Annotated in this window: 10 protein-coding genes and 5 pseudogenes; 7 read left to right on the top strand and 8 right to left on the bottom strand. The window is 73.5% G+C overall.

The window, feature by feature from the left end; genetic code table 11:
- Positions 1-70 precede the first annotated feature (70 nt).
- From ABEB13_RS17375 to ABEB13_RS17365, 3 genes and pseudogenes are all read right to left on the bottom strand, one after another.
- Positions 71-964, bottom strand: a complete 894-nt coding sequence (locus ABEB13_RS17375) for an IS5 family transposase (protein ID WP_380231448.1) — start codon at positions 962-964, stop codon at positions 71-73.
- 597 nt (positions 965-1561) lie between these two features.
- Positions 1562-2479, bottom strand: a pseudogene (locus ABEB13_RS17370) (tyrosine-type recombinase/integrase); the annotation flags it as partial.
- Positions 2480-2557: 78 nt separating this feature from the next.
- Complete coding sequence (locus ABEB13_RS17365) at positions 2558-6841, bottom strand: ricin-type beta-trefoil lectin domain protein (protein WP_345706246.1); 4284 nt, start codon at positions 6839-6841, stop codon at positions 2558-2560.
- Between the two features lie 419 nt (positions 6842-7260).
- On the opposite strand from ABEB13_RS17365, the pseudogene pcrA reads away from it, so the two are divergent.
- A pseudogene (gene pcrA / locus ABEB13_RS17360) lies at positions 7261-9845 on the top strand (DNA helicase PcrA).
- Between the two features lie 77 nt (positions 9846-9922).
- Here pcrA and ABEB13_RS17355 read toward each other — a convergent pair.
- Positions 9923-11020, bottom strand: coding sequence for a M23 family metallopeptidase (locus ABEB13_RS17355; protein ID WP_345706245.1), 1098 nt, complete (start codon positions 11018-11020; stop codon positions 9923-9925).
- A gap of 1 nt (position 11021) precedes the next feature.
- The gene (locus tag ABEB13_RS17350) at positions 11022-11810 is read right to left on the bottom strand and encodes an esterase/lipase family protein (RefSeq protein ID WP_345706244.1); all 789 of its coding nucleotides are present in this window, start codon (positions 11808-11810) and stop codon (positions 11022-11024) included.
- Positions 11811-12053: 243 nt separating this feature from the next.
- On the opposite strand from ABEB13_RS17350, the gene icmB reads away from it, so the two are divergent.
- Positions 12054-12461 (top strand): coenzyme B12-dependent isobutyryl CoA mutase small subunit, encoded by a 408-nt coding sequence (gene icmB / locus ABEB13_RS17345; protein WP_100892793.1) that lies wholly within the window; start codon positions 12054-12056, stop codon positions 12459-12461.
- Between the two features lie 144 nt (positions 12462-12605).
- Here the strand turns inward: icmB and ABEB13_RS17340 are convergent, their stop codons facing one another.
- Entirely contained in the window at positions 12606-14246 is a 1641-nt protein-coding gene (locus ABEB13_RS17340; protein ID WP_345706243.1) for a DUF5691 domain-containing protein, read from the bottom strand.
- A 46-nt stretch (positions 14247-14292) separates the two neighbouring features.
- Positions 14293-15608 (bottom strand): annotated as a pseudogene (locus ABEB13_RS17335) (SWIM zinc finger family protein).
- A gap of 239 nt (positions 15609-15847) precedes the next feature.
- Between ABEB13_RS17335 and ABEB13_RS17330 the strand changes: the two are divergent.
- The 5 genes and pseudogenes from ABEB13_RS17330 (at position 15848) to sucD (ending at position 23257) form a co-directional block, all read left to right on the top strand.
- Positions 15848-16954 (top strand): ATP-binding protein, encoded by a 1107-nt coding sequence (locus ABEB13_RS17330; protein ID WP_345706242.1) that lies wholly within the window; start codon positions 15848-15850, stop codon positions 16952-16954.
- A gap of 147 nt (positions 16955-17101) precedes the next feature.
- Positions 17102-19512, top strand: a pseudogene (locus ABEB13_RS17325) (DUF5682 family protein).
- A gap of 61 nt (positions 19513-19573) precedes the next feature.
- Positions 19574-20757: pseudogene (locus ABEB13_RS17320) on the top strand (VWA domain-containing protein).
- Positions 20758-21173: 416 nt separating this feature from the next.
- The gene (sucC, locus tag ABEB13_RS17315; protein ID WP_345706241.1) at positions 21174-22349 is read left to right on the top strand and encodes an ADP-forming succinate--CoA ligase subunit beta; all 1176 of its coding nucleotides are present in this window, start codon (positions 21174-21176) and stop codon (positions 22347-22349) included.
- A gap of 17 nt (positions 22350-22366) precedes the next feature.
- The gene (gene sucD / locus ABEB13_RS17310) at positions 22367-23257 is read left to right on the top strand and encodes a succinate--CoA ligase subunit alpha (RefSeq protein ID WP_345706240.1); all 891 of its coding nucleotides are present in this window, start codon (positions 22367-22369) and stop codon (positions 23255-23257) included.
- On the opposite strand, the gene ABEB13_RS17305 is transcribed toward sucD, so the two are convergent.
- The gene (locus tag ABEB13_RS17305; RefSeq protein ID WP_345706239.1) at positions 23258-25213 is read right to left on the bottom strand and encodes a LuxR C-terminal-related transcriptional regulator; all 1956 of its coding nucleotides are present in this window, start codon (positions 25211-25213) and stop codon (positions 23258-23260) included.
- Between the last annotated feature and the right edge of the window lie 74 nt (positions 25214-25287).

Here is a 25287-nt window from a genome sequence, read left to right as displayed (position 1 = left end):
GAAGTTGAGGGGTTCCTGGCTCGGTAGCTCGGCGACAGCAGCTGCCGCCGGCGAGGGGTCGGCGGGCTCACTACGAGGACTGCCGGACGAGCGGTCGTGGGCCGGGGCGCGTCGCGGCACGGCCCCGGGTGAGTCGGCGGACCATGACGCCGATCATGGCCCATCGAATCATCGTCTCGGAGTGGGCGGGGCTGGTCTCGTAGTCCCGGGCGAGGCGCCGGTGCGCGGTGATCCAGGAGAAGGTGCGCTCTACCGCCCACCGCTTGGGCTGGACCTGGAAGCCGCGCTGGTCAGGGTCCTTGCGGACGACCTCCAGGTCGCGGCCGAGGATCTGGGTGGTCCAGTCGACCAGGCGGCCGGCGAAGCCCTGGTCGGCCCAGACCTTCTTGACACCGGGGTGGTCGAGCCTGGTCCACAGCAACGGCCGCTTCGCGCCGTCGCGGTCCTGGATGCTCGCCGCGACGACGTGGACGGCCAGGAGCAGGCCGAGGGTATCGGTGACGATGAACCGCTTGCGGCCCTTCACCTTCTCGCCTGCGTCGAAGCCCCTGGTGGCAGCGGGGACGGTGTCGGCGGTGCAGACGGACTGCGAGTCGATCAGGCCCGCGCTCGGCTCCACGTCGCGGCCGTCGGCTTCACGGACCTGGCCTCGCAGGGCGTCGTGGATGCGTTCGACGGTGCCGTCGTCGTGCCACCAGGTGAAGTACCAGTACACGGTCGGCCAGGGCGGGAAGTCCTTTGGCAGCTGCCGCCAGGCACAGCCGGTCCGCACCACGTAGAAGATCGCGTCCACGATCCGCCGCCGCGGGTGCTTCTCCCGCCGACCGCCCTTCGGGCCTACCCGCGCCGGCGGCAGCAACGGTTCCACCAGCGCCCACTGCTCGTCCGCCAGGTCCGACGGATACCCACCCCCAGAACCACTCACACAGAGCTCAACGACCCCGCCGGCCCCACGGCACGGCAGATCTCAAACGCGGTCTCAGAGGTGAGTTCGAGGTGCTGATCGAAGGGACCATGACCGGAGATGCGTCTCCGGCATGGAGGGGAATGCGATGACTCAATCGGTATCTATCGGCCGCCTCATGGAGTTGCTGTCGGCATCCCCACCTGGGGCATTGCCAGAGGAAGCGAGCCGCCTGACTCTCGCCATGGCATCAGAGTCCGACAGGCTGGTTGAGGTTACTTTCCCTCCGGCAAATGAGGTGCTCGATGTCTATAGGCACAGATTTGAGTCGATAGACGAATTTCGAGAGTCGCGAGTCGGCTGGGAGCTCTTCTTTTCTTCTCTTGAGGGCATGGCGCTCCCGGTCGGACTGCTGTCAGTCGTTGTAGGTGAATGGCGCGCGACGATTCTTGTCGATGCAGACATGAAGCGCATCCTGGCTTGCCTGGCCAGGCCGCCAAGGTGATTCTTTAATGGCTTGCATTCCCTGGCTTCGAATTGAATATGGCGACGCAAGTTAACCAATTCTATACGAAGTAGTTGGGAATTTTGAAGCCCCCTCCGGCCTGTTCGGAGGGGGCTTCGACGTGCCCTTGACGGCAGTAGCTGACGGCAACGTCAGCGGACAGGTGCTGCACAAGGCGGCGGGTCGTCGCCGTCGTCGGGCTCGGCGGTGGCCCCAGAGCGCTGGCCGAGCGTGCGGCTCAGGAGGTCGATGGCGTCACGCTGGAGGCGAAGGCGGACGTGTGCGTACACGGTGGCGGTCACGCCGATGTGGGCATGGCCCAACAGCTCCTTGATGACGACGAGTTCGACGCCCTGCTCCAGGAGAAGCGTCGAGGTCGAGTGTCGGAGGTCATGGAAACGGATCTGACGGAATCCTGCTCGGCGGAGGAGTGCCTTGAAGTGCCGGGTGAGAGTGGCGGGTTCGATCGGGTGGCCGTCGGACCGGGTGAAGACGTGACCACTCTCCTTCCAGCTCCCGCCAGCCTTCTCCCGCTCCTGCCCCTGCTGCTCGCGGTGGGCGCGAAGTGAGCGCAGGCAGGGCGTGGGCAGAGCGATACGGCGTTCGGAGCTGAGGGTCTTGGTGGGGAGGGTGATCAGGCCGCCGGTGCTGGTGCGCTGGAGGGTGCGGCGGATGCTGGCGGTGCCGTTGTCGAGGTCGAGGTCTTCCCGGCGCAGGCCGAGGAGTTCACCCTTGCAAAGCCCGGCGTGAAGGGCGAGTTCGAACAGTGTGTGCAGCCAGTGGCCCTCTGCGGCGGTGAGGAAGGCGCGCGCCTCGTCGGCGGTGAGGGGCTCGAAACGGTGGGGCCGGAGTGTGCCTGTACGGACGTTGCGGGCGCCGTTGCGTGGGATCTCCTCCTCCCGTATCGCTTGCTCCAGAGCCGACTTCAGCACGGAGTGAATGTAAGCGAAGGTCAGCGGGGAGAGGCTGCGGCCTGCATCGATGTCGCGTGCGCAGCACTGGCAGGTGGCGCGAAGCTGGTTGAGCCAGGTGCGGACGCCCTTGGCAGTGATCTTGGTGAGCTTCTGCTGGAGGTGTGTGTCCCGCCGTCGGCGACGGCGGGACACACACCATTCACAGCCTGGATCACCGGCAGGGATCGATCCGTGTCAGGCCACAACCGCCACCGAGCGCCAGCGCTGGGCGCCGGTCTGGTTGCAGTCGTAGAGCTGCAGCTGGGTTCCGTTGGTGACGTTGCTGTTGGGGAGGTCCAGGCAGCGGCCGGAGACCGGGTTGAGGATCGAGCCGTCCGGGCGGAAGACCCACTGCTGGTTGGCGTTGCCCGAGCAGTCGAAGAGCTGGACCAGGGTGCCGTTCGCGGTGCCGTTGTTGTAGGCGTCCAGGCACCTGTCCAGGAACTTGACGGTGCCGTTCGGCTGAGCGGTGAACAGCTGGGCGGCCGAGTTGTTGCAGTCCCAGATCTCGACCGGCCGACCGTTCGCCGAGACACCGTTGTTGACGTCGACGCACTTGCCGGCGTAGTCCGAGGTGATCTCACCGGTGGTGCTGCCCGCGTCGGTGCCGTAGTCGTAGACGGCGACGTCGCTGACGCTGCCGTTGAACGGCGCGGTGTAGGCGCCGGCGTTCTGGTACTTGCCGACGACCAGCTGTCCGACCACGCCGAACTTGCCGCTGTGGACGGCGGTTCCGGCCAGCGCGCCGTTGACGTAGAGGGTCATGACGCCGGTCGACGCGTTGTAGGCGGCGGTGACCTTGTCCCACCGGCCCGTCTGGTAGCGGGCCGCGTTGCTGCTCTTCGACGAGGTCTCGTCGAAGGAGCGGGTGCTGGTGTCGGACTTCGACAGTCCGAAGTGCCAGGTGCCGTCCTGGTCGGGCCAGATCGCCAAACCGCTCGATACGGCGGCCTTGGTGCTGAGTGCGTAGCCCTGGGCCGCGTTGGGCTTGAGCCAGGCGCTGATCGTGAACGACCTTCCGGTGCTCACGGTCAGCTGGCTCGTCTGGCCGGCGTAGTCGATCACGCCGCTGGCGGCGTCGCCCGCGAACTTGGCCACGGTGGTGGCGGTTCCGTTGACGGTGTCGGCGGCGAACGTCACCGTGCCGCTGGCCTTGGCCGGGTACTTGCCGTAGACGTCCGCGACCACGCCGTTGGCGGCGCCGGTGAGCGGGAGCCGGTCGACGGTGGGCCGGGTGTCGCCCTGGTCGCTGACGGTGCCGAAGCCCTGGACCGCGTTGTTGGTGAGGGTGCCGGGCCACAGCTGGAGGTGCTGACGGGCATCGATCGCCCAGAGGTCCGGGACGCCGTCATTGTTGGCGTCACCGCTGGAGCTCACCTGCGGGTAGCTGCCGGTGGTGATGCCCGTGAGGATCACCGTGCCGGCGGCAGGGTCTGCCAGGGCGGTCAGGTCCAGTGTTCCGTCGGCCTTGGTCTTGATGGTGTACGAGCGGATCTTCCCGTCGCTCTTGCTGCGGCTCCAGAGGGTCGGCTGGGCGAATCCCGAGGCCGATCCGGGCGCGATGAGGTCGTAGTTGCCCCAGGTGCCGGTGGCGGAGACCTTCACCGCGCCGGCGTCGAGGCTGTCCGTGGTGTCGGCGCGGTACAGCCACAGGTTGCCGCCCTCGACCGCGAGCAGGGAGGTCTGGTCCGTGCTGGGCATGCCGAAGCCTTGGCCGAGGGGTGCCTTGAGCGGACCGAGCGCCAGGATCTGGCTGACCGTGGACCAGTCGGTCGACCATCCGGACGGCGCGGTCTGCAGGGTGCTGCCGTCCACGCCCACCCAGCTCGTCGGCTTGGACAGGGCAGTGGCGGAGTCGAAGGTGCCGCCGCCCTGGTTGGCGTAGAGGTAGAGGTTCTTGGCGAGGGTGCCGGTGAGGTTCGTCCAGGCGAACGCGTCGTCCACGCCCATCGAGCGCAGCGCACCGCGGTGGGTGGTCTGCACGTCCTTCCATGTGCTGCCGACCGGGGCGAGGCCGAGCGGGGCCGCCTTGGCGGTCGTCGGGTCATTGTCCGTCGTCATCACGCGGAGGTTGCCGGCGGGGTCGGGCAGGAGGATGTCGCCCCGGCCGTCCCCGGTGAGGTCGCCCGGGACCGGGGCGCCGGTGGCCGGGTCGAACGGCGCGTAGAAGGTGTAGGGCAGGGGCTGGCTGTAGTTGCCGGCCACGTCCATGGACTGGAGGAAGAGGGTGTTGGTGCCCCAGCGGGTCGGGGTGTAGGTGAAGGTGCCGCCGGTGCCCGCCACGACGTGCGGATCGGAGGCGCAGGTCCATCCGGTCACCGGGGTCGGGTCGTCGGACCACCGGGTGCAGGCGACGCCGGAGGCGGCGAGGCCCGTGGCCGGTGCCGCGTCGGCGGCGGCCACGGTGAAGGTGCCCTGCTGGTTGACCTTGAGCTTGGGGGTGGCGTTCAGGGTGCCGCTGGCCGGGAAGTCGGCGGAGGTGACGGTGACCGACGGCGGAGTCTGGTCGATCTTGAAGTAGCAGCGGTCGGTGACCTGGGAGGAGAGCCAGCCGTCGTAGGCCTGGGCCTCCCACTGGTAGGTGTGGCCGTCCTGGAGGGTGACGACGCTGCCGTCCGCCGCCTTGCCGGTGTTCGCGAGGATGGACGTGTCGGGGTTGTAGCCGCTCAGGGCGCCGGTGTTGCCGGCGAGGTCGAACGTGGTGCTGGTCGGCGCGGTGTCCCACACGTGGAAGTACGTCGTCACACCCGTGCCGATCGGCGACCAGGTGGAGGCGTGGACCCCGACGGACTGGTTCTTGCCGATCCAGCCCGGCGTGGACGATCCAGGACAGTCGGCGGCGGGGATGCTGCCGTCCGTGGAGCCCGGCTGCGGCGTCGTGCGGGTGCTCCAGATCGTCGGCGCGACGTCGTAGTAGATCGCGATGTGCGGGTCGGCGCTCAGGTGGTGGCGGTAGAGCTTCTCGTTCTCGTTGTCGGCGGCGAAGCCGACCGTCCAGTTCGGGTTCTTCCCGTTGGCCAGCGTCTGGGCCCACGACTTCACGTCGTACGACATGGTGCCGGTACCGGTGATCGGGAAGGTGCCGACCTTGGTGCAGCCGGACATGACGCCGCCGGTGCCGCACGGCTGGCTGTTCCAGCTGGTGGTGCCGCCCATCAAGGGGGTCGAGTACAGGCTGATCGGCGAGCTGGTGCCCGGCGCCGAGGCGTCGGTGGCGTCGACGAGCAGCGTGGCCCGGGTGATCTGGGCGGTGCCGCGCGAGCTGTCGCCGAACAGCTGGGACGGGACGCCGAGCTGGTAGTAGGCCCGGTACCGGCCGTAGCCGGAGCAGTCCGAGTAGCCGCAGTAGCCGACGCCGAGGGCGCTCAGGGTGTTGACGTTCTGCGTGTCGGGGTGGTTCTCCTGGACCTGGGCGTTGACCTGCCGGGGCGCGTCGACTCCGGTCTCCGGGTCGAGGTACCAGGGCCCGGTGCCCTTGCCGAACGTGCGCTGGTCCGGCGTGAGCACCAGCTCGTCGGCGGTCGCGGTGACGGCCATCGCCGAAACGGCGGCGCCCTGGCCCGGCTGGGCTGCGGAGGAGGTGTCGGCCGCGGCCTCGGCCGCGACCGCCCGCGGAGCCGCGAAGAGCGACTTGGCGGCCGGCTTGGCGTTCGCCACGAGCGGGACCGGCGGAACGGCCGGGGTGGAGTCCCACTGGAAGGGCGTGGGTGCGTGCACCCGGACCTTGCCCTTGTCGTCCGTGAGAGACACGTTGCCGGCCGTGTCGGAGCCGATCTTCAGACCGGTGGTCGCCACCGGGAAGTGCAGGCTCTTCAGCCGCGGGTCGGCGGCCGCCTGAGCGGTCTTGACGACGATCACGTCACGCCAGCCGCCGTCGGGGCGGGCGGTGACCTGGAGGTCGACGTCCGGCAGGACGGACGGGTAGGTCGCGGTGGAGCCGTCGAGCACCGGCTTCGGCAGGGCGAAGGGCGCTGTCACGGCCAGCTTCTTGCCGTCGGCCGTGGTGATGGTGGCCAGCGGGCCCTTGCCGCCGCCGGACAGCACCAGACCGGCACTGGTGACGGCCGGGGTGACGGTCCCGTCGCCGTTGGCCCGCAGGGTGGTGTCGAGGGTCTGCCAGGTGCCGTTGCGCTTGGTGCGCACGTCCTGCGTGTGACTGTCGCTGTAGAGGCTGTGACCGTCCGGGTCGGCGAAGGTCTGCGACGTCTCGGTGGTCAGGCTGTCGACGACGACCGGCCGGCCGCCGGCCTTCGCCTGCTCCAGTGCGGCACGGACGGCCGTCGCCGTCTCCGACACGACCGGCTGCTGGGTGCCCGGCGCGCTGTCGGAGGGTGTCGGGGTCGGCGTGGCCGCCCAGACCGCCGGTGCGGAAAGAATGGTGAGCCCGAGCGCGGTCGTCGCGGCGATCGCGGTGCGCCCGAACAGTCCCCCGGTGCGTCGGGACGGCCTCGCGGCGCGTCTCGGCGATGTCTTGGACATGACTTCGGTGTGTTCCCTCCCGTGGGCCTGCCGGTCATTCGCGCAGGCGTTCGGTCAGGAACGATGCAGGGTTGGTGAAGACGGGTCAAGCGGCATTGTCGGCTTGTCCGTTCTTGTCCCTAATGGCAGCACCGAAAAGCCGCGGAACGGGCATGAGCGCAGGTGGAGCGGGGCCGATCCGGGTATTTCCAAGACTCGACAGCCATTCTCCATCGCTTCTCTCCGGTGCGGACTGTGCGTGGAATCGAGCCGAATCCGCATATGTCGCCGAATCCCCTGCCGGGGGAAAGGCCGGTGAAACCGAGCCGGGCCGGAAGGCCCTGTCGGGGGAGGCCCCGGTGCGTCGGCGCCCGGGCCCGGTGATCGACTCCGCGCACCCGGTCCGGTCCGTCGGTACCGGGTCATACACTCGGAATGCCATGACTAGCCTCTTTGACGACCTCCCGCTCCCCGGCTTCGAGAGCCCCTCGCTCGGGTCGAGCCCCGCCCACGACGAGCCCCCGCTGGACGAGGAGCCGCCGTACGAGGAGGCCATCCCCGACGGGCTCTTCGCGACGGACTACACCGCGCGGCCCGAGCCCGACGGCTGGTACCGCAATGGCGCGCCGCGCCCGGCGATCGACCCGGAGCAGCTGCTGGCCGGCATGAACGAGCCGCAGCGCGAGGCCGTCGTCCACCACGGCTCGCCGCTGCTGATCGTGGCCGGCGCCGGCTCGGGCAAGACCCGGGTGCTGACCCACCGGATCGCGTACCTGCTCGGCGCGCGCGGCGTGCAGCCCGGCGAGATCCTGGCGATCACCTTCACCAACAAGGCCGCCGGCGAGATGCGCGAGCGCGTCGAGGAGCTCGTCGGCCCGCGGGCCCGGGCGATGTGGGTCTCCACCTTCCACAGCGCCTGCGTGCGGATCCTGCGCCGCGAGTCGAAGCTGCTCGGGTTCACCTCGTCGTTCTCCATCTACGACTCGGCCGACTCGCAGCGCCTGATGGGCCTGGTCTGCCGCGACCTGGACCTCGACCCCAAGCAGTTCCCGCCGAAGTCCTTCACGGCCAAGGTCAGCAATCTCAAGAACGAGCTCATCGACGAGGAGACCTACGCCGACCAGGCCGCCAACCCGACGGAGAAGAAGCTGGCCGAGGCGTACGCCCTCTACCAGCGGCGCCTGCGCGAGGCCAACGCGCTGGACTTCGACGACATCATCATGACCACCGTCAACCTGCTCCAGGCGTTCCCGGACGTCGCCGAGCACTACCGGCGGCGCTTCCGGCACATCCTGGTCGACGAGTACCAGGACACCAACCACGCCCAGTACACCCTGGTCAGGAGCTGTCCGGCGGCTCGCTGGGCGACGCCCCGAAGATGACCGCCGACGGCGACTTCGTGAACCCGACGGCCGCCCGGCTCGCCCAGATCTCCCCGGCCGAGCTCTGCGTGGTCGGTGACGCCGACCAGTCGATCTACGCCTTCCGCGGCGCGACGATCCGCAACATCCTCCAGTTCGAGGAGGACTACCCGAACGCGACGACGATCCTGCTGGAGCAGAACTACCGCTCCACGCAGACCATCCTCAGCGCCGCCAACGCGGTCATCGAGCGCAACACCAACCGCCGCAAGAAGAACCTCTGGACGGCCGGCGACCAGGGCGAGCGGGTGGTCGGCTACGTCGCCGACGACGAGCACGGCGAGGCCCAGTTCATCGCCGACGAGATCGACCGGCTCACCGACAAGGGCCACGCCCGGCCCGGCGACGTCGCGATCTTCTACCGCACCAACGCGCAGTCCCGCGTCTTCGAAGAGGTCTTCATCCGGGTCGGCCTGCCGTACAAGGTCGTCGGCGGTGTCCGCTTCTACGAGCGCAAGGAGGTCCGGGACATCCTGGCCTACCTGCGCGTCCTGTCCAACCCCGAGGACACCGTGCCGCTGCGCCGGATCCTCAACGTGCCCAAGCGCGGCATCGGCGACCGCGCCGAGGCCATGATCGACGCGCTCTCCGCCCGCGAGCGGATCAGCTTCCCGCAGGCGCTCCAGCGGGTCGACGAGGCGTACGGCATGGCCGCGCGCTCCGCCAATGCGGTGAAGAAGTTCAACACCCTGATGGCCGGGCTGCGCCAGGTCGTCGAGTCCGGCGCCGGCCCCGCCGCGGTGCTGGAGGCGGTGCTGGAGGAGACCGGGTACCTCGCCGAACTCCAGGCCTCCACCGACCCGCAGGACGAGACCCGGATCGAGAACCTCCAGGAGCTCGCCTCCGTCGCCCTGGAGTACGAGAAGGACCCGGGGGAGCGCCCTGAGGGCGAGGACGCCGAGGGCGCACCGCCGGTCGGCTCGCTCGCCGACTTCCTGGAGCGTGTCGCCCTGGTCGCCGACTCCGACCAGATCCCGGACGACGAGGAGGGTCAGGGCGTCATCACGATGATGACCCTGCACACCGCCAAGGGCCTGGAGTTCCCGGTGGTCTTCCTCACCGGCATGGAGGACGGCATCTTCCCGCACATGCGGGCCCTCAACCAGGTCAAGGAACTGGAGGAGGAGCGCCGCCTCGCCTACGTCGGCCTGACCCGGGCCCGGCAGCGGCTGTACCTGACCCGCTCGGTGCTGCGCAGCGCCTGGGGGCAGCCCTCCTACAACCCGGCCTCGCGCTTCCTGGAGGAGATCCCGGAGCCGCTGGTCGAGTGGAAGCGCACCGGGGCGGCCGCGGTGCCCGCCTCCCGCGGGTTCTCGCCGGGCTCGTCCGGCTCGTCCGGGTCCTCGCGGTCGTACGGGTCGGGCTCCTCCGGGCGCTCCACCACGACGGCGCCCGCACCCGGCTGGGCGAAGACCGCGCGCAAGGTGACCGACCGCGAGGTGGTCGCCCTGGCGGTGGGCGACCGGGTCACCCACGACACCTTCGGCCTGGGCACGGTGGTCGCCACCCAGGGCGTCGGCGACAAGGCGCAGGCCACCATCGACTTCGGGTCGACCGGCCGCAAGCAGCTGCTGCTGCGCTACGCGCCGGTCGAGAAGCTCTGACGGCTGCCGCTCCGACCGTCGCTGCCCGGTGCGCCGGTCCTCTTGACGGGGGCCGGCCCTGCTGACCGGTGCGCCGGTCAGCGCGGGTCGAGGCCGTGCGCGAGCAGCCAGGGCAGCGGGTCGACGGGCCCTCCGCCGGCGGGCCGCACCTCGACGTGCAGGTGCGGCCCGGTCGCGTTGCCGGTGGCGCCCGAGGTGGCGATGACGTCCCCGGCCCGCACCGGGCCGGGGTGGACGCGGTACCCGCTCAGGTGCGCGTACCAGGTCTCCGTGCCGTCGGGGGCCCGCACGATCGCCAGGTAGCCGTAGGCGGGCGTCCAGCCGGTGGCGACGGTGCCGTCGGTGACGGCGTGCACTTCGGTGCCGGTGGCGACCGGGAAGTCGATGCCGGTGTGCCGGGCCGCCCAGTCCGCGCCGGCCCGGCCGAACCCCGCGCCGATGCCGTGCGCGGCCACCGGGAGGCAGTACCGGGAGCGGGCCGCCTCCGCGGCGTTCTGCGCCTGGGCGCCCGCGTCCTGGGAGCTTGTCGCCTCGTCGCGCTGCTCCTGGACACCCTGCTCCTGGTCGCGCTGCTCCTGGACGCCCTGCTCCTGGGGGGCCGCCGGGTCGGGCGCGGCTGTGCCGATGGCGACGGCCGAGGCGGGGGCAGGTGCAGGTGCAGGTGCAGGGGCGGGGACAGGAGACCGGGGCGGGATGTCCGGTACTCCGGTCGGGGCCGGCGGGAGTGCCGGGCGCGGGGCCGTCCGGGTGGGGACGGCGGCCGCGGCGGCGGCGAAGACCCCGAGCGTGGCCGCCGAGGGCAGGGCGACCGTCAGGAGAGCGGCGCGGGTCCCTCCACCCGTGCCGGTGCCCGTGTTCGAGCCGGTGCCCGTGCCCGTGCCGGTGCCCGTGCCCGTGCCGGTGCTCGCGCCCGTGGCGGTCCCCGCGCCCGTGCCCGTGCCGGCGGCGGGGCCGCGGCCCCGTCCCCAGCGGGCGAGTGCCGTCCGGCTCGGGTCGCGGTGCTGCCCGCGGGCACGGTGGAAGCGGGCCCGGGGAGCCGGGCGGGGTGGAGCCTGGTGCGTTCGGCGCTGCTGTTGTCGGCGGTCATCTCGGTGCCGCCTCCTCGGAATCGGGAGCATGGGGAGAAAGCGGTCGAGACTGTAGTGCTTGATCAGGAGTCGGCCGAAACAGTGCATTTCAGCAGGCGTGGCGTTCCGTCAGCGGTCCGGCGGCCCACCGGTCGAGCTCCTCGCGGACGGCGGCGACAGTCCGGGGGTGTGCGGGCAGGCCGATGTGGCCGGCCCCGGGGACGGTCAGGTTGACCGCGGCGAGGTCCGGATGGTCCAGCCGGGCGTTCCGGCGGGGCCGGACGACCTCGTCCAACTCGCCCTGCAGACAGGTGAACCGGGTGGTGCACCGGGGTGCGGGTCGGCCGAGCTCGGCCAGCAGGTCGCTGCCCGGCCGCAACTGACGGGTGATCGGGAAGGGATTCGGCAGCAGCGCGGCGGTGGTACCCGCGTGCGGAGTGGCCAGCGTGATCACCACCGGCACCAGGGCGTGGCCGCCGAGGCGCTGCACGTAGTAGCGGGCGATGAGGCCGCCGAGGCTGTGGCCGACCAGGGCGACCGGGGCGCCGTCGTGCGCCCGCGCCGCCCACTCGACGTGCCGGGCGAGCAGGACGGCGGCGGCCCGTACGTCCCCGGTCAGCGGCGAGTGGTTGAGGGCGTGCAGATGCGTCCAGCCGTGCCGGTGCAGGGCGCGGCGCAGCGGCGTGAAGACGGCCCGGTTGTCGACGAAGCCGTGCAGCAGCAGAACGGGGCCGCCGCCCGGGTGCACGTCGGGCGGCACGGGCCGGTCCGGGCAGCGGCGCGGCCGGTGCTCGGACGGGATTCCGGTGGGATAACGGACCAGGTGGTGGGCGAGCGCGGCGGCTTCCGCGCCCGCCCCGCGGACGGTGGCGGCCGTCCGCTGGAACGGGATCGTCATGCGGCTCTCCCCGGCAGTGCGGCGCGGGGCCCCCGGGCCGGCCGGCGCGGGGGTGACGGATGGTCTGGTACCAGGGGTGGGCTGACAGGCAGCTCTGTGATTTTCCCCTCCTCTTGACGGGCGTAACCGCCGATCGGCCCAGGTGGCGCTACTCTCCCCTCAGGTTTGTTAGAAGGTGTTAACACCGCGCCCGTGCCCGACCAGGTCAGCCGGGTGGTGGACGACGTGGTCCAGGAGGCAGTGATGGGTGTGTCAGGGCCGATCCGTGTGGTGGTCGCCAAGCCGGGGCTGGACGGCCACGACCGCGGCGCCAAGGTGATCGCACGCGCGCTGCGCGATGCCGGTATGGAGGTCATCTACACCGGCCTGCACCAGACCCCGGAGCAGATCGTCGACACGGCGATCCAGGAGGACGCCGACGGCATCGGCCTGTCGATCCTCTCCGGGGCGCACATGACGCTCTGCGCCAAGGTGATCGAGCTCCTGCGGGAGCGCGACGCGGAGGACATCAAGGTCTTCTGCGGCGGGATCATCCCGGACGCGGACATCGCCCAGCTCAAGGAGCTCGGCGTGGCCGACATCTTCACCCCGGGCACGCCCACCCAGTCGGTGGTCAGCTGGGTGGAGGCCAACCTCCGTACCGCCGGCTGACGCCCGCCGCAGCTCTCGCTCCGGGCCGGGGCCCGGCGTGTCGCGGGCCCCGGCCCGGTCGCGTGCCCGGTCATCTGCCCGTCGCGTGCCCGGGCCCGGCCGACCGTCGAACCACCGACCGCCGAACCGCCGGCTCCGGACCGGTCAGCCGGTCGGTGAGGCGGCCCCGGTGGTTCCGGCGGCTCCGGCCGGGACGAGCTCGGCGAGCATCCGGGCGCGCAGCCGCAGCGTCTCGGCGAGCCGAGTGAAGGTGTCGGACCAGGCCGTCTCGGGTGCGGCGTCGGCGGCGAGCGCCTCGACGGCGGCCGCCGCCTGCGGGGCGAGGGAGCGCTCGGTCATCCCGAGCACCCCGCTGTGGCTCCACGGGTACGCCCCCGAGGCCGCGGCCCGCTCCAGGGCGGCGACGACCGCCGTCGACAGCGGCGCCGTCCAGGGCGCGGCGCAGGCACCGAGCAGTTGGAAGGCGTCGCCCAGCCCGTTGACGCGGACGAAGGCGGCCGTCCAGGCGGCGCGCTCGGCCTCCGGCAGGACGGCGAGCAGCTTGGCCGGTGCACCCGCGGCCCCGGCGGGGCCCTGGCCGCGCGGCGGCGGCCCCAGCAGGGCCCGCGCCCAGACCTCGTCGCGCTGCCGTACGGCGGCTCTCGCCCAGGCCTCGCGCAGCTCCCCGGACCAGTCGGCGCCGTCGCTCTCACCGCCCTCGCGGGCGGGCAGGACGAGCAGCCGGTCGGGGGTGAGGCCGCTCTCCCGCGTCCACAGCGCGAGCGGGGCCGCCGCCACGATCTCGCCCAGCCACCAGGAACGCTGCCCCCGGCCGGTGGGCGATCTGAGCGGGATGCCGTCGCGCTGCATCGCCTGGTCGCACTCGGCGGGCGGCCGGACGGCGAAGCCGTCCGCCCCGGGCCGCACGCAGGCCCGGGCGCGCTCGGCCATCCGGGCCGCGAGGGCCGAGCCCGGCAGGGTGGAGAGCAGCTCGGCGGCAGTGGCCCGGACGTTCTTGCTGCGGTCGGCCAGGGCCGCCTCCAGGAACGGCTCGTCCTCGGGCGAGAGGCCGTCCTGCAGGGCGTCCAGGAACAGCAGTCTGTCCTCGGCGCGTTCGGCCGCCCAGGTGGTGCGCAGCAGTGCCAGCGCGGCCGCCGGGTCGCTGCGGCGCAGCCGGGTCAGATGGGTGACCCGCTCCGCGAACAGGCCCTCCTGCCAGATCTCCCCGCCGGCCGCCGGGTCGTCCGCGATGCCGGCGGCGGTGGCGGTGCGGGTGACGAACCGCCAGTCCGGGTTGCGCTCGGCCAGCCAGCGGCCGAGCGGGCCGGCCAGGGCCACCGCGTCGGCGCGCAGTTCGCTGCGGGCGCGGGCGGTGTCCAGCAGCGCCGGGACGAGCGCGGGCGGCAGCCGGTAGCCGTGCGCCCGGGCCGTCGCGAGCCACTGCGGGAGGAGCTCGGTCAGGTTGGCGAGGCCGGTGTCCTGCCCGCGCCCGCCCAGCAGGGAGCCCAGCCGGTCGGCGGCGGCCTGCGGGAGGGCGGGCCGCCCGTCCGGTTCCGCCGGGTCGGGCAGGACGGGCGCGGGCGCTGGGAGCAGGCCCGCCCGGCGGCGGACGAGGGCCAGGGCGGCGAGGTCCAGCAGGGCGGCGGCCGGGTCGGTGCGGTCGACGGCCGCGGCGGCCGCACGCAGCGCCGCCGGCCCGCCCGGATCGGGCAGGGGGCGGCGGTCGGTGCCCAGCAGGGCGGCCGTCCGCAGCTCGGACCAGTCGTCGTGGGTGGTGGTGGTCGAGGTGGTGGTCGGTGCCGTCACGGCCTGCCTCCCGCAGGGTGGTGGATGGGACGGGGGACGGCGGCGCTCACTGGCCGACCCCGATCGGGCGGCCGTCCGCGGCCCATGCGGTGACCGGGACGAAGCCGGCGTGCCCGCACTCGCCGAAGAGCGTCACCCCGTGGCCCGCCGAGGCGGCGGCGAGCCGCCACAGGGCCGGCTCGGGGACGGCCCCGCGCCGGACCGGCAGGGCGTGCACGCCGTCGGTGAGCTGCCAGCCCTCCGGCCCCAGGACGGGCACCACGTCGCGGAGCACGGTGGGCCAGGACTCCGTCCACGGGTCGTCCGCGACGGCCTCGCCGTACCCGGCGAGCGCCTCGGCGGGGGCGAGGCCGGGCGGCGGGCCGTCCGCGGCCTCCGGGCCGCCGTACCGCCCGGTGCCGAGCGCCGCCCGCAGCGGCCGCGCGGCCGGGTGGAAGGCCAGGTCGGCCTCCAGGACGCGGCCGGTCGGCAGGGCGAGCTCCGGGGCCGCCCCGGCGTGGCCGAAGGAGAGCAGCAGCGCCATCCGGCCGGTCTTGGCGCCGCGCAGCCAGATCCGACGGGTGGTCAGGTCGTCGACGGTGTCGCGGCTGCCGAGCACGTGCCAGCGGTCGCGCACCGTCGGGCCTGACAGCACCTCCTCGGTGCTCGTGGTGAAGCCGACCCGGGTGCGGACGGTGGCGGCCAGCGGGCCGGGCAGCTCGCCGACCCGCTCGTAGGCGCCTGCCAGCAGGTGCAGCATCGCGAACTCCTCCAGCAGCCCGTCCTGCGGGGCGTGGGCGAGGGCGCGGGCCCGCCCGGCCAGGCCCGGCGCCTGCGCGTCGACCATCCGCGCCCCGACCTCGGCCCAGTCGGCGGCCGTCGCGGCGTGGTCGGCCAGGCCGCGACGAATCTGGTCGGCGAGCCGCAGGCGCAGCTCGCGGGCGCCCGCGGCGACCCGCGAGGCCCGCTGCTCGGCCCGCCGCCGGGCGGCCGGGTCGTCCTTGGCAGCCGCCTGGCGGGCCTGCTGCCGGACGGTCTTCTGCTCGGCGGCCTGCCGGCGCGCGGCCAGCCACGCGGCGACCCAGTCGGGCTGCTCGTCCACCGCGGCGACGGCCGCGCCCCGCTCCAGAGCAGGAGCAGCCCGAGGGCGTGCTTGCAGGGGAACTTCCGGCTCGGACAGCTGCAGCTGTACGCGGGCCCGGCCAGGTCGACGCAGGCCCGGTAGGGCGTGCGCCCGCTGCCCTTGCACTCGCCCCACAGCGCGCCGCCGCCCAGGCCCGTCCCGGACCAGGGCGCGGCCGTGGACAGTTTGCCGGCCGCCTTCTGCGACGCCTGGTCGGGCGCGAGCGACAGGACGTGTTCGGTGCTCCAGCGTTCCTCCATGCCGAGGACGCTAGGACGGCCCACTGACATCCCGCCCCGTCGAACTGACGGCCGGTCACCGGTCGCTCCGTCATTGTCAGTGGGCCGGTGCATGGTTGTCCCAGCCGACCGAAAGGGCGTACGAGCAGCCCGTCGGCCGTGCGGCGCCTGGCCTCGCACGCCCCGCCGGCCACGGCCGACCCGACTCCGCCCCGTCCCCTGCCACAGCCATGCCCGGCGCCCGCACCAAGGAGCTGTTGATGACCACCGAAACGACCACTCGTTCGAGTGAAGTCCTCCGCCTCCACGCCGAGGACGCCTTCGCCGCCGAGCTCGCCGCCCTCGCCGCCCAGGACGACCGCCCGCGCCCCGAGCGCTGGCGGATGTCCCCGTGGGCCGTCGCGACCTACCTGCTCGGCGGCGAGCTGCCCGACGGCACCGTGATCACCCCCAAGTACATCGGCCCGCGCCGGATCGTCGAGGTCGCGGTCACCACCCTCGCGACCGACCGCGCGCTGCTCCTGCTCGGTGTGCCCGGCACCGCCAAGACCTGGGTCTCCGAGCACCTCGCGGCCGCCGTCTCCGGCGACTCCACCCTGCTCGTCCAGGGCACCGCCGGCACGCCGGAGGAGGCCGTCCGCTACGGCTGGAACTACGCCCAGCTGCTCGCCGCCGGCCCCAGCCGCGACGCGCTCGTCCCCTCCCCACTGATGCGGGCGATGGCCGACGGCAAGATCGCCCGGATCGAGGAGCTCACCCGCATCCCCGCCGACGTGCAGGACAGCCTGATCACCATCCTCTCCGAGAAGACGCTGCCCGTCCCGGAGCTCGGCGACGAGACCCAGGCCGTCCGCGGCTTCAACGTCATCGCCACCGCCAACGACCGCGACCGCGGCGTCAACGAACTCTCCTCCGCGCTGCGCCGCCGCTTCAACACCGTGGTGCTGCCGCTGCCCGCGAGCCTGGACGAGGAGGTCGACATCGTCAGCCGCCGGGTCAACCAGCTCGGCCGCTCCCTCGACCTGCCCGAGCTGCCCGCCGGCGCCGACGAGATCCGGCGGGTCGTCACGGTCTTCCGCGAGCTGCGGTCCGGGATCACCGACGACGGCCGCACCAAGGTCAAGACGCCCAGCGGCACGCTGTCCACCGCCGAGGCGATCTCCGTCCTCACCAACGGCCTCGCCCTCGCCACCCACTTCGGCGACGGCATGCTGCGCGCCGCCGACGTGGCCGCGGGCATCGTCGGGGCCGTCGTCCGCGACCCGGCCGCCGACCGCACCGTCTGGCACGAGTACGTGGAGGGCGTGCTGCGCGAGCGCGACGGCTGGAAGGACTTCTACCGCGCCGCGCGCGAGCACACCCGCTGACCGGGCGAGCCGCCCGGTACTCGCCGCACCCGACCCGCCGGGCTCCGGCACGCCCGACCCGCCCGCCGTACCCGGCCCGCGACACGCCCCACGACGGCGGCCGCCGACACCGCCCGACCGAACCACCCGAGAGCGAGGTGCACGACCATGAGCGCTGACGTCACCCTGCTCGGCGTCCGCCACCACGGCCCCGGCTCCGCCCGCGCGGTGGCCGCCGCCCTGGAGCAGCTGCGGCCCGACGCCGTGCTGATCGAGGGCCCGCCCGAGGCGGACCCGATCGTCGCCCTGGCCGGCGACAAGGGGATGAAGCCGCCGGTCGCGCTGCTCGCCCACGTCGTCGACGACCCGGCGAAGGCCGCGTTCTGGCCGTTCGCCGTGTTCTCGCCCGAATGGGTCGCCGTCCGGCACGCCGTCGACCACGACCTGCCGGTCCGCTTCATCGACCTGCCCGCCGCCCACACCTTCGCCCTGACCGGCGTCCCGTCGGGAGTGCCGGGGGCACTTCCGACGGGACGCCCGGCGGCGGGAGCGTCGGCGACCCGATCGCCGCGCTCGCCGCGGCCGCCGGCCACGACGACCCCGAGCGCTGGTGGGAGGACGTGATCGAGCACCGCGCCCCCGGCGCCGACGCGCTCGCCCCGTTCGCCGCCGTCGCCGAGGCGATGACCGCGCTGCGCGAGGACGACACCCCGGGCACCGGCGGCGCCTCGCGCCGCGACGTTCTCCGCGAGGCGTACATGCGCCAGCAGATCCGCGCCGCCCGCCGGGCCGGTCACCGGCGGATCGCGGTGGTCTGCGGCGCCTGGCACGTGCCCGCCCTGCAGAGCATGCCGACGGTCGCCCACGACCGGGCCCTGCTCGCCGGCCTGCCCAGGCTCCGCACCGAGATCACCTGGGTGCCGTGGACGCACCGCAGGCTCTCCCAGCACACCGGCTACGGCGCCGGTATCGACTCGCCCGGCTGGTACCACCACCTCTTCACCAGCCCCGACCGGCCGATCGCCCGCTGGATGACCGGCGTCGCCGCCCTGCTCCGCGCCGAGGACCACCCGGTCTCCTCGGCGCACGTCATCGAGTCCGTCCGGCTCGCCGAGGCGCTCGCCGCGATGCGGGGACGACCGTTGGCGGGCCTCGGCGAGAGCATGGACGCCGTCCGCTCGGTGATGTGCGACGGCTCCGACGTCGCCCTCGCGCTCGTCCACGAACGGCTCGTCGTCGGTGACGCCCTCGGCGAGGTGCCCGAGGACGCCCCGGCCGTCCCGCTCCAGCGCGACCTCGCCCGCCTCCAGCGCAGCCTGCGGCTCAAGCCCGAGGCCGCCGAGCGCGACCTCGTGCTGGATCTCCGCAAGGAGCTCGACGTCTCCCGGTCCCGGCTGCTGCACCGGCTGCGGATGCTCGGCATCGACTGGGGCGCGCCCTCCCGCCCGGCCGTCCACTCCACCGGCACCTTCCGGGAGGCCTGGCGGCTGCGCTGGGAGCCGGAGTTCGCCGTCCGGGTCGTGGAGGCCGCGCACTGGGGCACCACCGTCCAGGACGCCGCCTGCGCCCGCGCCGCCGACCTGGCGGCCGGTGCCGCCGAGCTCGCCGACCTCACCACGCTGGTCGAGCAGTGCCTGCTGGCCGGCCTCACCACCGCCCTGCCGGCCGTCATGCGGGTGCTCGCCGACCGGGCCGCCCTCGACACCGATGTCGCCCACCTGGCCGCCGCGCTGCCCGCCCTCGTCCGGGCCCTGCGGTACGGCGATGTCCGGGCCACCGACGGCAGTGCCCTGGAGGGCGTCGCACGGGGCCTCGCCGAACGGATCAGCGTCGGTCTGCCGCCCGCGTGCACCGGCCTGGACACCGACGGCGCCGCCGCCATGCGCGCCCACCTGGACGCCGTGCACACCGCCGTCGCCCTGCTGTCGCCGCGCCCGGCCGGGGGCGCCCCGCAGGACGACACACCCTCCGGCGCCACGCAGGACACGCAGGACACGCAGGACACACCGGACACGCCCGCCGACCGCTGGGCCGGCGCCCTGCACGCGCTCGCCGCCCGCGAACCCTCCGCCGGCCCCGCCACCGGCGCGCCCGGCCTGCTGCGCGGCCGCGCCGTCCGGCTGCTGCTCGACGACGGCCGGCTCGACTCGGACGAGGCGGGCCGCCGGATGGGCCTGGTGCTCTCCAGGGCCGGCGCGCCCGCCGACGCGGCCGGCTGGATCGAGGGCTTCCTGGCCGGGGGCGGTGCGCTGCTCCTCCACGACGCCCGGCTGCTCGGACTTCTCGACGACTGGCTGGTCGGCGTGCCCGGCGACACCCTGGTCGACCTGCTCCCGGTGCTGCGGCGCACCTTCTCGGCCCTGGAGGCGGGGGTGCGCCGCACCATCGGCGAGCGCGCCGCCGCCGGGCCGCTCCGCGCGGCGGGCCACCCGGCCGACGCCGAGCCGGCCGCCCTCGACGAGGCACGGGCCGACGCCGCCCTGCCGGTGCTGGCCCTGCTGCTCGGCCTGCCCGCCCACGCACCGGCCCCGGACCGGCCGCTGATCCCGCGCCAGCCCGACCGCCGCCGCGCCGGCTGACGGGCCCCGCGCCGCCCCCGCCCCGCACCCCACCCGCCCGTTCCGCCACCGAGGAGCATCCATGACCGCGACCCACGCTCCGCTCGACCCGGCCGCCGAGCGGCTGCGCCGCTGGCGCCTGGTGCTCGGCGGCGAGTCGGACGGCACCGGCTGCCGCCTCGCCGGCCGGGATGCCGCGATGGACGGCGCGCTCGGCGCCCTCTACCGCGGCGCCGACGGGGAGGGCGGCCGGGCCGGGGCGCGCAGCGCCGGGCTGGGGGTTCCGCGCCGCAGGTGGCCCGCTGGCTGGGCGACATCCGCACGTACTTCCCGACCACCGTCGTCCAGCTGATGCAGCAGGACGCGATCACCCGGCTCGGGCTGGACCGACTGCTGCTGGAGCCGGAGATGCTGGAGGCCGTCGAGCCGGACATCCACCTCGTCGGCACCCTGCTCTCGCTCAAGCACGCGCTGCCCGAGACCACCCGGGAGACGGCCCGTGCGGTGGTCGGCAGGGTGGTCGCCGACCTGGAGCGCCGGCTCGCCGACCGCACCCGGGCCACCCTGGGCGGCGCGCTGGACCGTTCCGCGCGGGTCGAGCGGCCCCGCCACCGGGACATCGACTGGGGCCGGACGATCCGCGCGAACCTCAAGAACCACCTCCCCGAGGCGGGCCCGGAGGGCCGCGGCACGATCGTTCCGGAGCGCCTGATCGGCTACGCGCGGGCCCAGCGGGCGGTCAAGAAGGACGTCATCCTCTGCATCGACCAGTCGGGTTCGATGGCGCCCTCGGTCGTGCACTCGGCGGTGTTCGGCGCGGTGCTGGCCTCGATGCGCAGCCTGGACACCCGGCTGGTGGTCTTCGACACCTCGGTCGTCGACCTCACCGAGCAGCTGACCGACCCGGTGGACGTGCTGTTCGCCACCCAGCTGGGCGGCGGCACCGACATCAACCGCGCGCTCGCCTACTGTCAGTCCCGGATCACCCGCCCCGCCGAGACGATCGTGGTACTGATCAGCGACCTCTACGAGGGCGGCATCCGGAACGAGATGCTCAAGCGGGTGGCGGCGATGAAGGCCGCCGGGGTGCAGTTCATCGCGCTGCTCGCGCTCTCCGACGAGGGCGCCCCGGCGTACGACCACGCGCATGCCGCGGCGCTGGCCGCACTCGGTGCACCGGCCTTCGCGTGCACCCCGGACGCCTTCCCGGAGATCATGGCGGCCGCGATCGAGAAGCGTCCGCTCCCGGTGCCGGCCACCGGCTGAGCACGGCCACCGGCGGCGCACGGGGCCCGGGCCGTGCCTCGCAGCGCTCCGCCGCGCCCGGGCCGGGCACGGGCGCCGTCCGCCGACCGCATTCACTCGAACGGGTGGGCGGTCGGTGCGCCTCACCGCCGGGGCCCGCGGACGGTGAGGCGCTGGTGCGGCACGCTCCCGTACACCCGTTGTGACGGTTCTCACCAAACCGGACACCGTCCCGGGCGAAACACGCCCGTCGTACGGGGATAACCTGCCAGACGGACGTGACGCGCGTGTTGATTGACGATGCGCCCGGGGCTGCGTGGGCCGCAAGGCCGACGCTCTGCGTACCCGTGCAGCTCCCGACGAAATCCGCAGCGAAGATCCTGCCGTGGCACGCTCGAAGAGACACAATCCGCGACCACGAACAAGGACGAACACACGTGGACCTGTTCGAGTACCAGGCGAGGGACCTCTTCGCCAAGCACGGGGTACCCGTGCTTGACGGCGATGTCATCGAGACCCCCGAGGCCGCCCGCGAGATCGCGGAGCGCTTCGGCGGCCGCGCCGTCGTCAAGGCTCAGGTGAAGGTCGGTGGCCGAGGCAAGGCCGGTGGCGTGAAGCTCGCCGCCGACCCGGCGGACGCCGTCGCCAAGGCCGAGGCGATCCTCGGCATGGACATCAAGGGTCACACCGTCCACAAGGTGATGCTGGCCCAGACCGCGGACATCAAGGACGAGTACTACGTCTCGTTCCTGCTGGACCGTACGAACCGCACCTTCCTGGCGATGGCCAGCGTCGAGGGCGGTGTCGAGATCGAGGTCGTGGCCGAGGAGAACCCGGACGCGCTCGCGAAGATCCCGGTCGACGCCAACGAGGGCTGCACCCCCGAGAAGGCCGCGGAGATCGTCGCCGCCGCCAAGTTCCCGGCCGAGGTCGCGGACCAGGTCACCGAGGTCCTCCAGAAGCTCTGGAAGGTCTTCATCGCCGAGGACGCCCTCCTCGTCGAGGTCAACCCGCTGATCAAGTCCGGCGAGGGCAAGATCATCGCGCTCGACGGCAAGGTCTCCCTGGACGAGAACGCCGAGTTCCGCCAGCCGGAGCACGAGGCGCTCGAGGACAAGGCCGCCGCGAACCCGCTGGAGGCCGCGGCCAAGGCCAAGGGCCTCAACTACGTCAAGCTCGACGGCGAGGTCGGCATCATCGGCAACGGCGCGGGTCTCGTCATGAGCACCCTCGACGTGGTCGCCTACGCCGGTGAGAACCACGGCGGCGTGAAGCCGGCCAACTTCCTCGACATCGGTGGCGGCGCCTCCGCCGAGGTCATGGCGAACGGCCTGGAGATCATCCTGGGCGACACCGACGTCAAGTCGGTCTTCGTCAACGTCTTCGGCGGCATCACCGCCTGTGACGCGGTCGCCAACGGCATCGTGCAGGCCCTGGCCCTCCTCGAGGAGAAGGGCGAGGCCGTCACCAAGCCGCTCGTCGTCCGTCTGGACGGCAACAACGCCGAGCTGGGTCGCAAGATCCTGACCGACGCCAACCACCCGCTGGTTCAGCAGGTGGACACCATGGACGGTGCGGCCGACCGCGCCGCCGAGCTGGCCAACGCGAAGTAAGGAAGGGGACTCACACCATGGCTATCTTCCTTACCAAGGACAGCAAGGTCATCGTCCAGGGCATGACCGGCTCCGAGGGCATGAAGCACACCCGCCGCATGCTGGCGTCCGGCACCCAGATCGTCGGCGGCGTGAACCCGCGCAAGGCCGGCACCACCGTGGACGTGGACGGCACCGAGGTGCCCGTCTTCGGCACCGTGGCCGAGGCCATCGAGAAGACCGGTGCCGATGTCACCGTCATCTTCGTGCCGCCGAAGTTCACCAAGGACGCCGTCGTCGAGGCGATCGACGCCGAGATCGGCCTCGCGGTCGTCATCACCGAGGGTGTGCCGGTCCACGACTCGGCCGCCTTCTGGGCGTACGCCGGTGCCAAGGGCGGCAAGACCCAGATCATCGGCCCGAACTGCCCCGGCCTGATCTCCCCCGGACAGTCGAACGCGGGCATCATCCCCGCCGACATCACCGGCCCCGGCAAGATCGGCCTGGTCTCCAAGTCGGGCACCCTGACCTACCAGCTCATGTACGAGCTGCGCGACCTGGGCTTCTCCTCGGCCGTGGGCATCGGTGGCGACCCGGTCATCGGCACCACGCACATCGACGCCCTCAAGGCGTTCCAGGAGGACCCGGAGACCGAGGTCATCGTGATGATCGGTGAGATCGGTGGCGACGCCGAGGAGCGTGCCGCGGCCTTCATCGCCGAGCACGTCACCAAGCCGGTCGTCGGCTACGTCGCGGGCTTCACCGCGCCCGAGGGCAAGACCATGGGCCACGCCGGCGCCATCGTCTCCGGCTCCTCCGGCACCGCCCAGGCGAAGAAGGAGGCCCTGGAGGCCGCCGGTGTCAAGGTCGGCAAGACGCCGTCCGAGACCGCCCGCCTGGCCCGCGAGCTCTACGCGGCCACCCGCTAGTCAGCGCGCACGAGGGCGCCACGGACGTTTCGTCCGCGGCGCCCTCGTCGTGTTTTCGGCCGCGCCCTGCCGGTCGCGGTCACCGGACCGGGTACGGCAGCGCCGACGGCGACAGCGTGGGGCACGGCCACACCGGGGCGCACGGGACGACCAGCGGCAAGGGCCCGCCACCGGCGCCCGCGACGGTCCCTGCGCCGACCTCGGCCCCGTCCGACGCGTGCGGCGCCGCCGCGGCGAGCGGGACGGCGTCCGGGGGCACGGTGTCCCGGGATGCCGCGGGAGGCCGCGGCACGGTCTCCTGCGGTGCGGGCAGCCCCTCCGTGGTGGCAGCGTCGCCCCCGTCGGACGGGGCCGCTGTCCCCTCCGAACCGTCCGCGGGCGCGGTCTGCGCGGGTGGCACAGCCTCCGCCGGGGGAGCGACGGGGTTGCACCACGGGCTGTGCAGACCCGGTGTCCGGCCGGGGGCGGCCGGCCCGGAGCTGCCCGTGCCGGCCGAGGAGCAGACCTCCGGCGGCGGGGCCACCACCACCCGGGCCGGGGGCGCGCCTGGCTGCCCGGGTCGGCGCCCACGAAGGTGGCCACCATCGCACCGCCGACCGTGACGGTCAGCAGCGCGGCGGCCGCGGTCGCCGCGCCCGCCCGCAGCCGCGCGGCGCTCGCCAGCCCGGCCGCCGACGGCTCCGGCGGAGCCGGGCAGCCGCGGACGGCGGCGTCGTGCAGCAGAGTGCCGAGCCCCGCCCCGAAGCCGGGGGCCAGCGGATCGTCCCCGACCAGGGCGGGCACCGCCCGGGCCAGTTCCTCCCGGCCGGCCAGCACCCGGCCCTCCGCGGCCGCCGTGCTCGCCTCCACCTCCAGGGCGAGCTCCGGCACGGGCAGTCCCACCGCATCGTGCAGGACGACGGCGCGGCGCCGGACCCGGGACAGCCGGAGCAGGGCGGCCAGCAGTGCGCGGTCGGCGGCCGCGGACCCGGCCGGCCCGTCCCGTCCGACCCGTTCGGCACGGGTGGCACGGCGCCGGCCGCCGCCGCCCCGGTGCCAGGGCGACAGCGCCGACTCGAAGGCCGCGGCCCGCACCCACGCCTCCGGGTCGGGCAGCGCCGACACCTCCTCCCAGCGCATCGCCGCCGAGCCGAGCGCCCGGTGCACGCTCCGGCCCGCACGGCGGACGGAGCCGGTCACCAGGTACGTCTGCTGGACCAGCCGGGTGTGGGCGGCCGCGCTGAAGGCCGCGAACTCGACCGCCGGCACGGCCGCCCCCGAGGGCGCAGCAGGGGAAGCAGCAGGGGGAGACGGGGCAACCGGAGGAGAAGGGGCGGCAGGGGCGGGTTCCTGGTGTGCGGCGTTCCCGGCGTCCGCGGCCGACGACTCCTCGGTCGCGGGCGTCTCCTCGGCCGGTGACGTCCCGCCAGGACTGCCAGGACTGCCAGGAGTGCCAGCGGTGGCAGGAGGGGCAGGAGGGGCAGGAGCGCCAGGGGCCGCAGGAGTGGCGGGGGAGGCCGGGGCGGCGAGGTCGGCGGGGGCGCCCTCGGTCCTGACCGTTCCGATCAGTGCGGCCAGCCTGGTCGCGTCGGCACGGGTCCCGACGCCGAGCTTGCGCATGGCGCGCTGCAGGTGGGTCTTGACGGTTGCGGGTGAGATGCCGAGCGCGGCCCCGATCGCGCGGTTGTCGTCCCCGGCCGCGAGACGGGCCAGGACCTGCGCCTCACGCCGGGTCAGCAGCCTGAGCAGCCGGGCCGCGTCGGCCCGGGCCTGCGCCGAAGGGGCCTGAGGCGAGGGAGCCTGAGCCGAGGGAGCCGAGGGAGCCGAGGGAGCCGGACGGTCGGACGGCCTGCTGCCGCCGTCGGCCGCCGACCTCGCGCCGCCGTCGGCCGCCCCGGAGGACGGCTCGGCGCCGTCGTCCGCGCGGTCGGCCTTCGAGGGTGCGGTCACCGGGCTGCGCCCCGGCGGCTGCAGCATCGAAAAAGGCACATAACCAAATAATCCGGGACACGGCGAAGGTTTGCCTCTTCACGGAGCGCAACGGGTGATCT

This window comes from Kitasatospora paranensis (assembly GCF_039544005.1).
GTDB lineage: Bacteria > Actinomycetota > Actinomycetes > Streptomycetales > Streptomycetaceae > Kitasatospora > Kitasatospora paranensis.
This window is presented reverse-complemented; position numbering and strand designations above follow the sequence as displayed.

Coding starts and splice junctions, on each gene's coding strand:
- icmB (WP_100892793.1), top strand. CDS start 12,054: ATGGGTGTGTCAGGGCCGATCCGTGTGGTGGTCGCCAAGCCGGGGCTG.
- ABEB13_RS17305 (WP_345706239.1), bottom strand. CDS start 25,213: ATGCTGCAGCCGCCGGGGCGCAGCCCGGTGACCGCACCCTCGAAGGCC.
- ABEB13_RS17355 (WP_345706245.1), bottom strand. CDS start 11,020: ATGCACTGTTTCGGCCGACTCCTGATCAAGCACTACAGTCTCGACCGC.
- ABEB13_RS17330 (WP_345706242.1), top strand. CDS start 15,848: ATGACCACCGAAACGACCACTCGTTCGAGTGAAGTCCTCCGCCTCCAC.
- ABEB13_RS17365 (WP_345706246.1), bottom strand. CDS start 6,841: ATGTCCAAGACATCGCCGAGACGCGCCGCGAGGCCGTCCCGACGCACC.
- sucD (WP_345706240.1), top strand. CDS start 22,367: ATGGCTATCTTCCTTACCAAGGACAGCAAGGTCATCGTCCAGGGCATG.
- ABEB13_RS17350 (WP_345706244.1), bottom strand. CDS start 11,810: ATGACGATCCCGTTCCAGCGGACGGCCGCCACCGTCCGCGGGGCGGGC.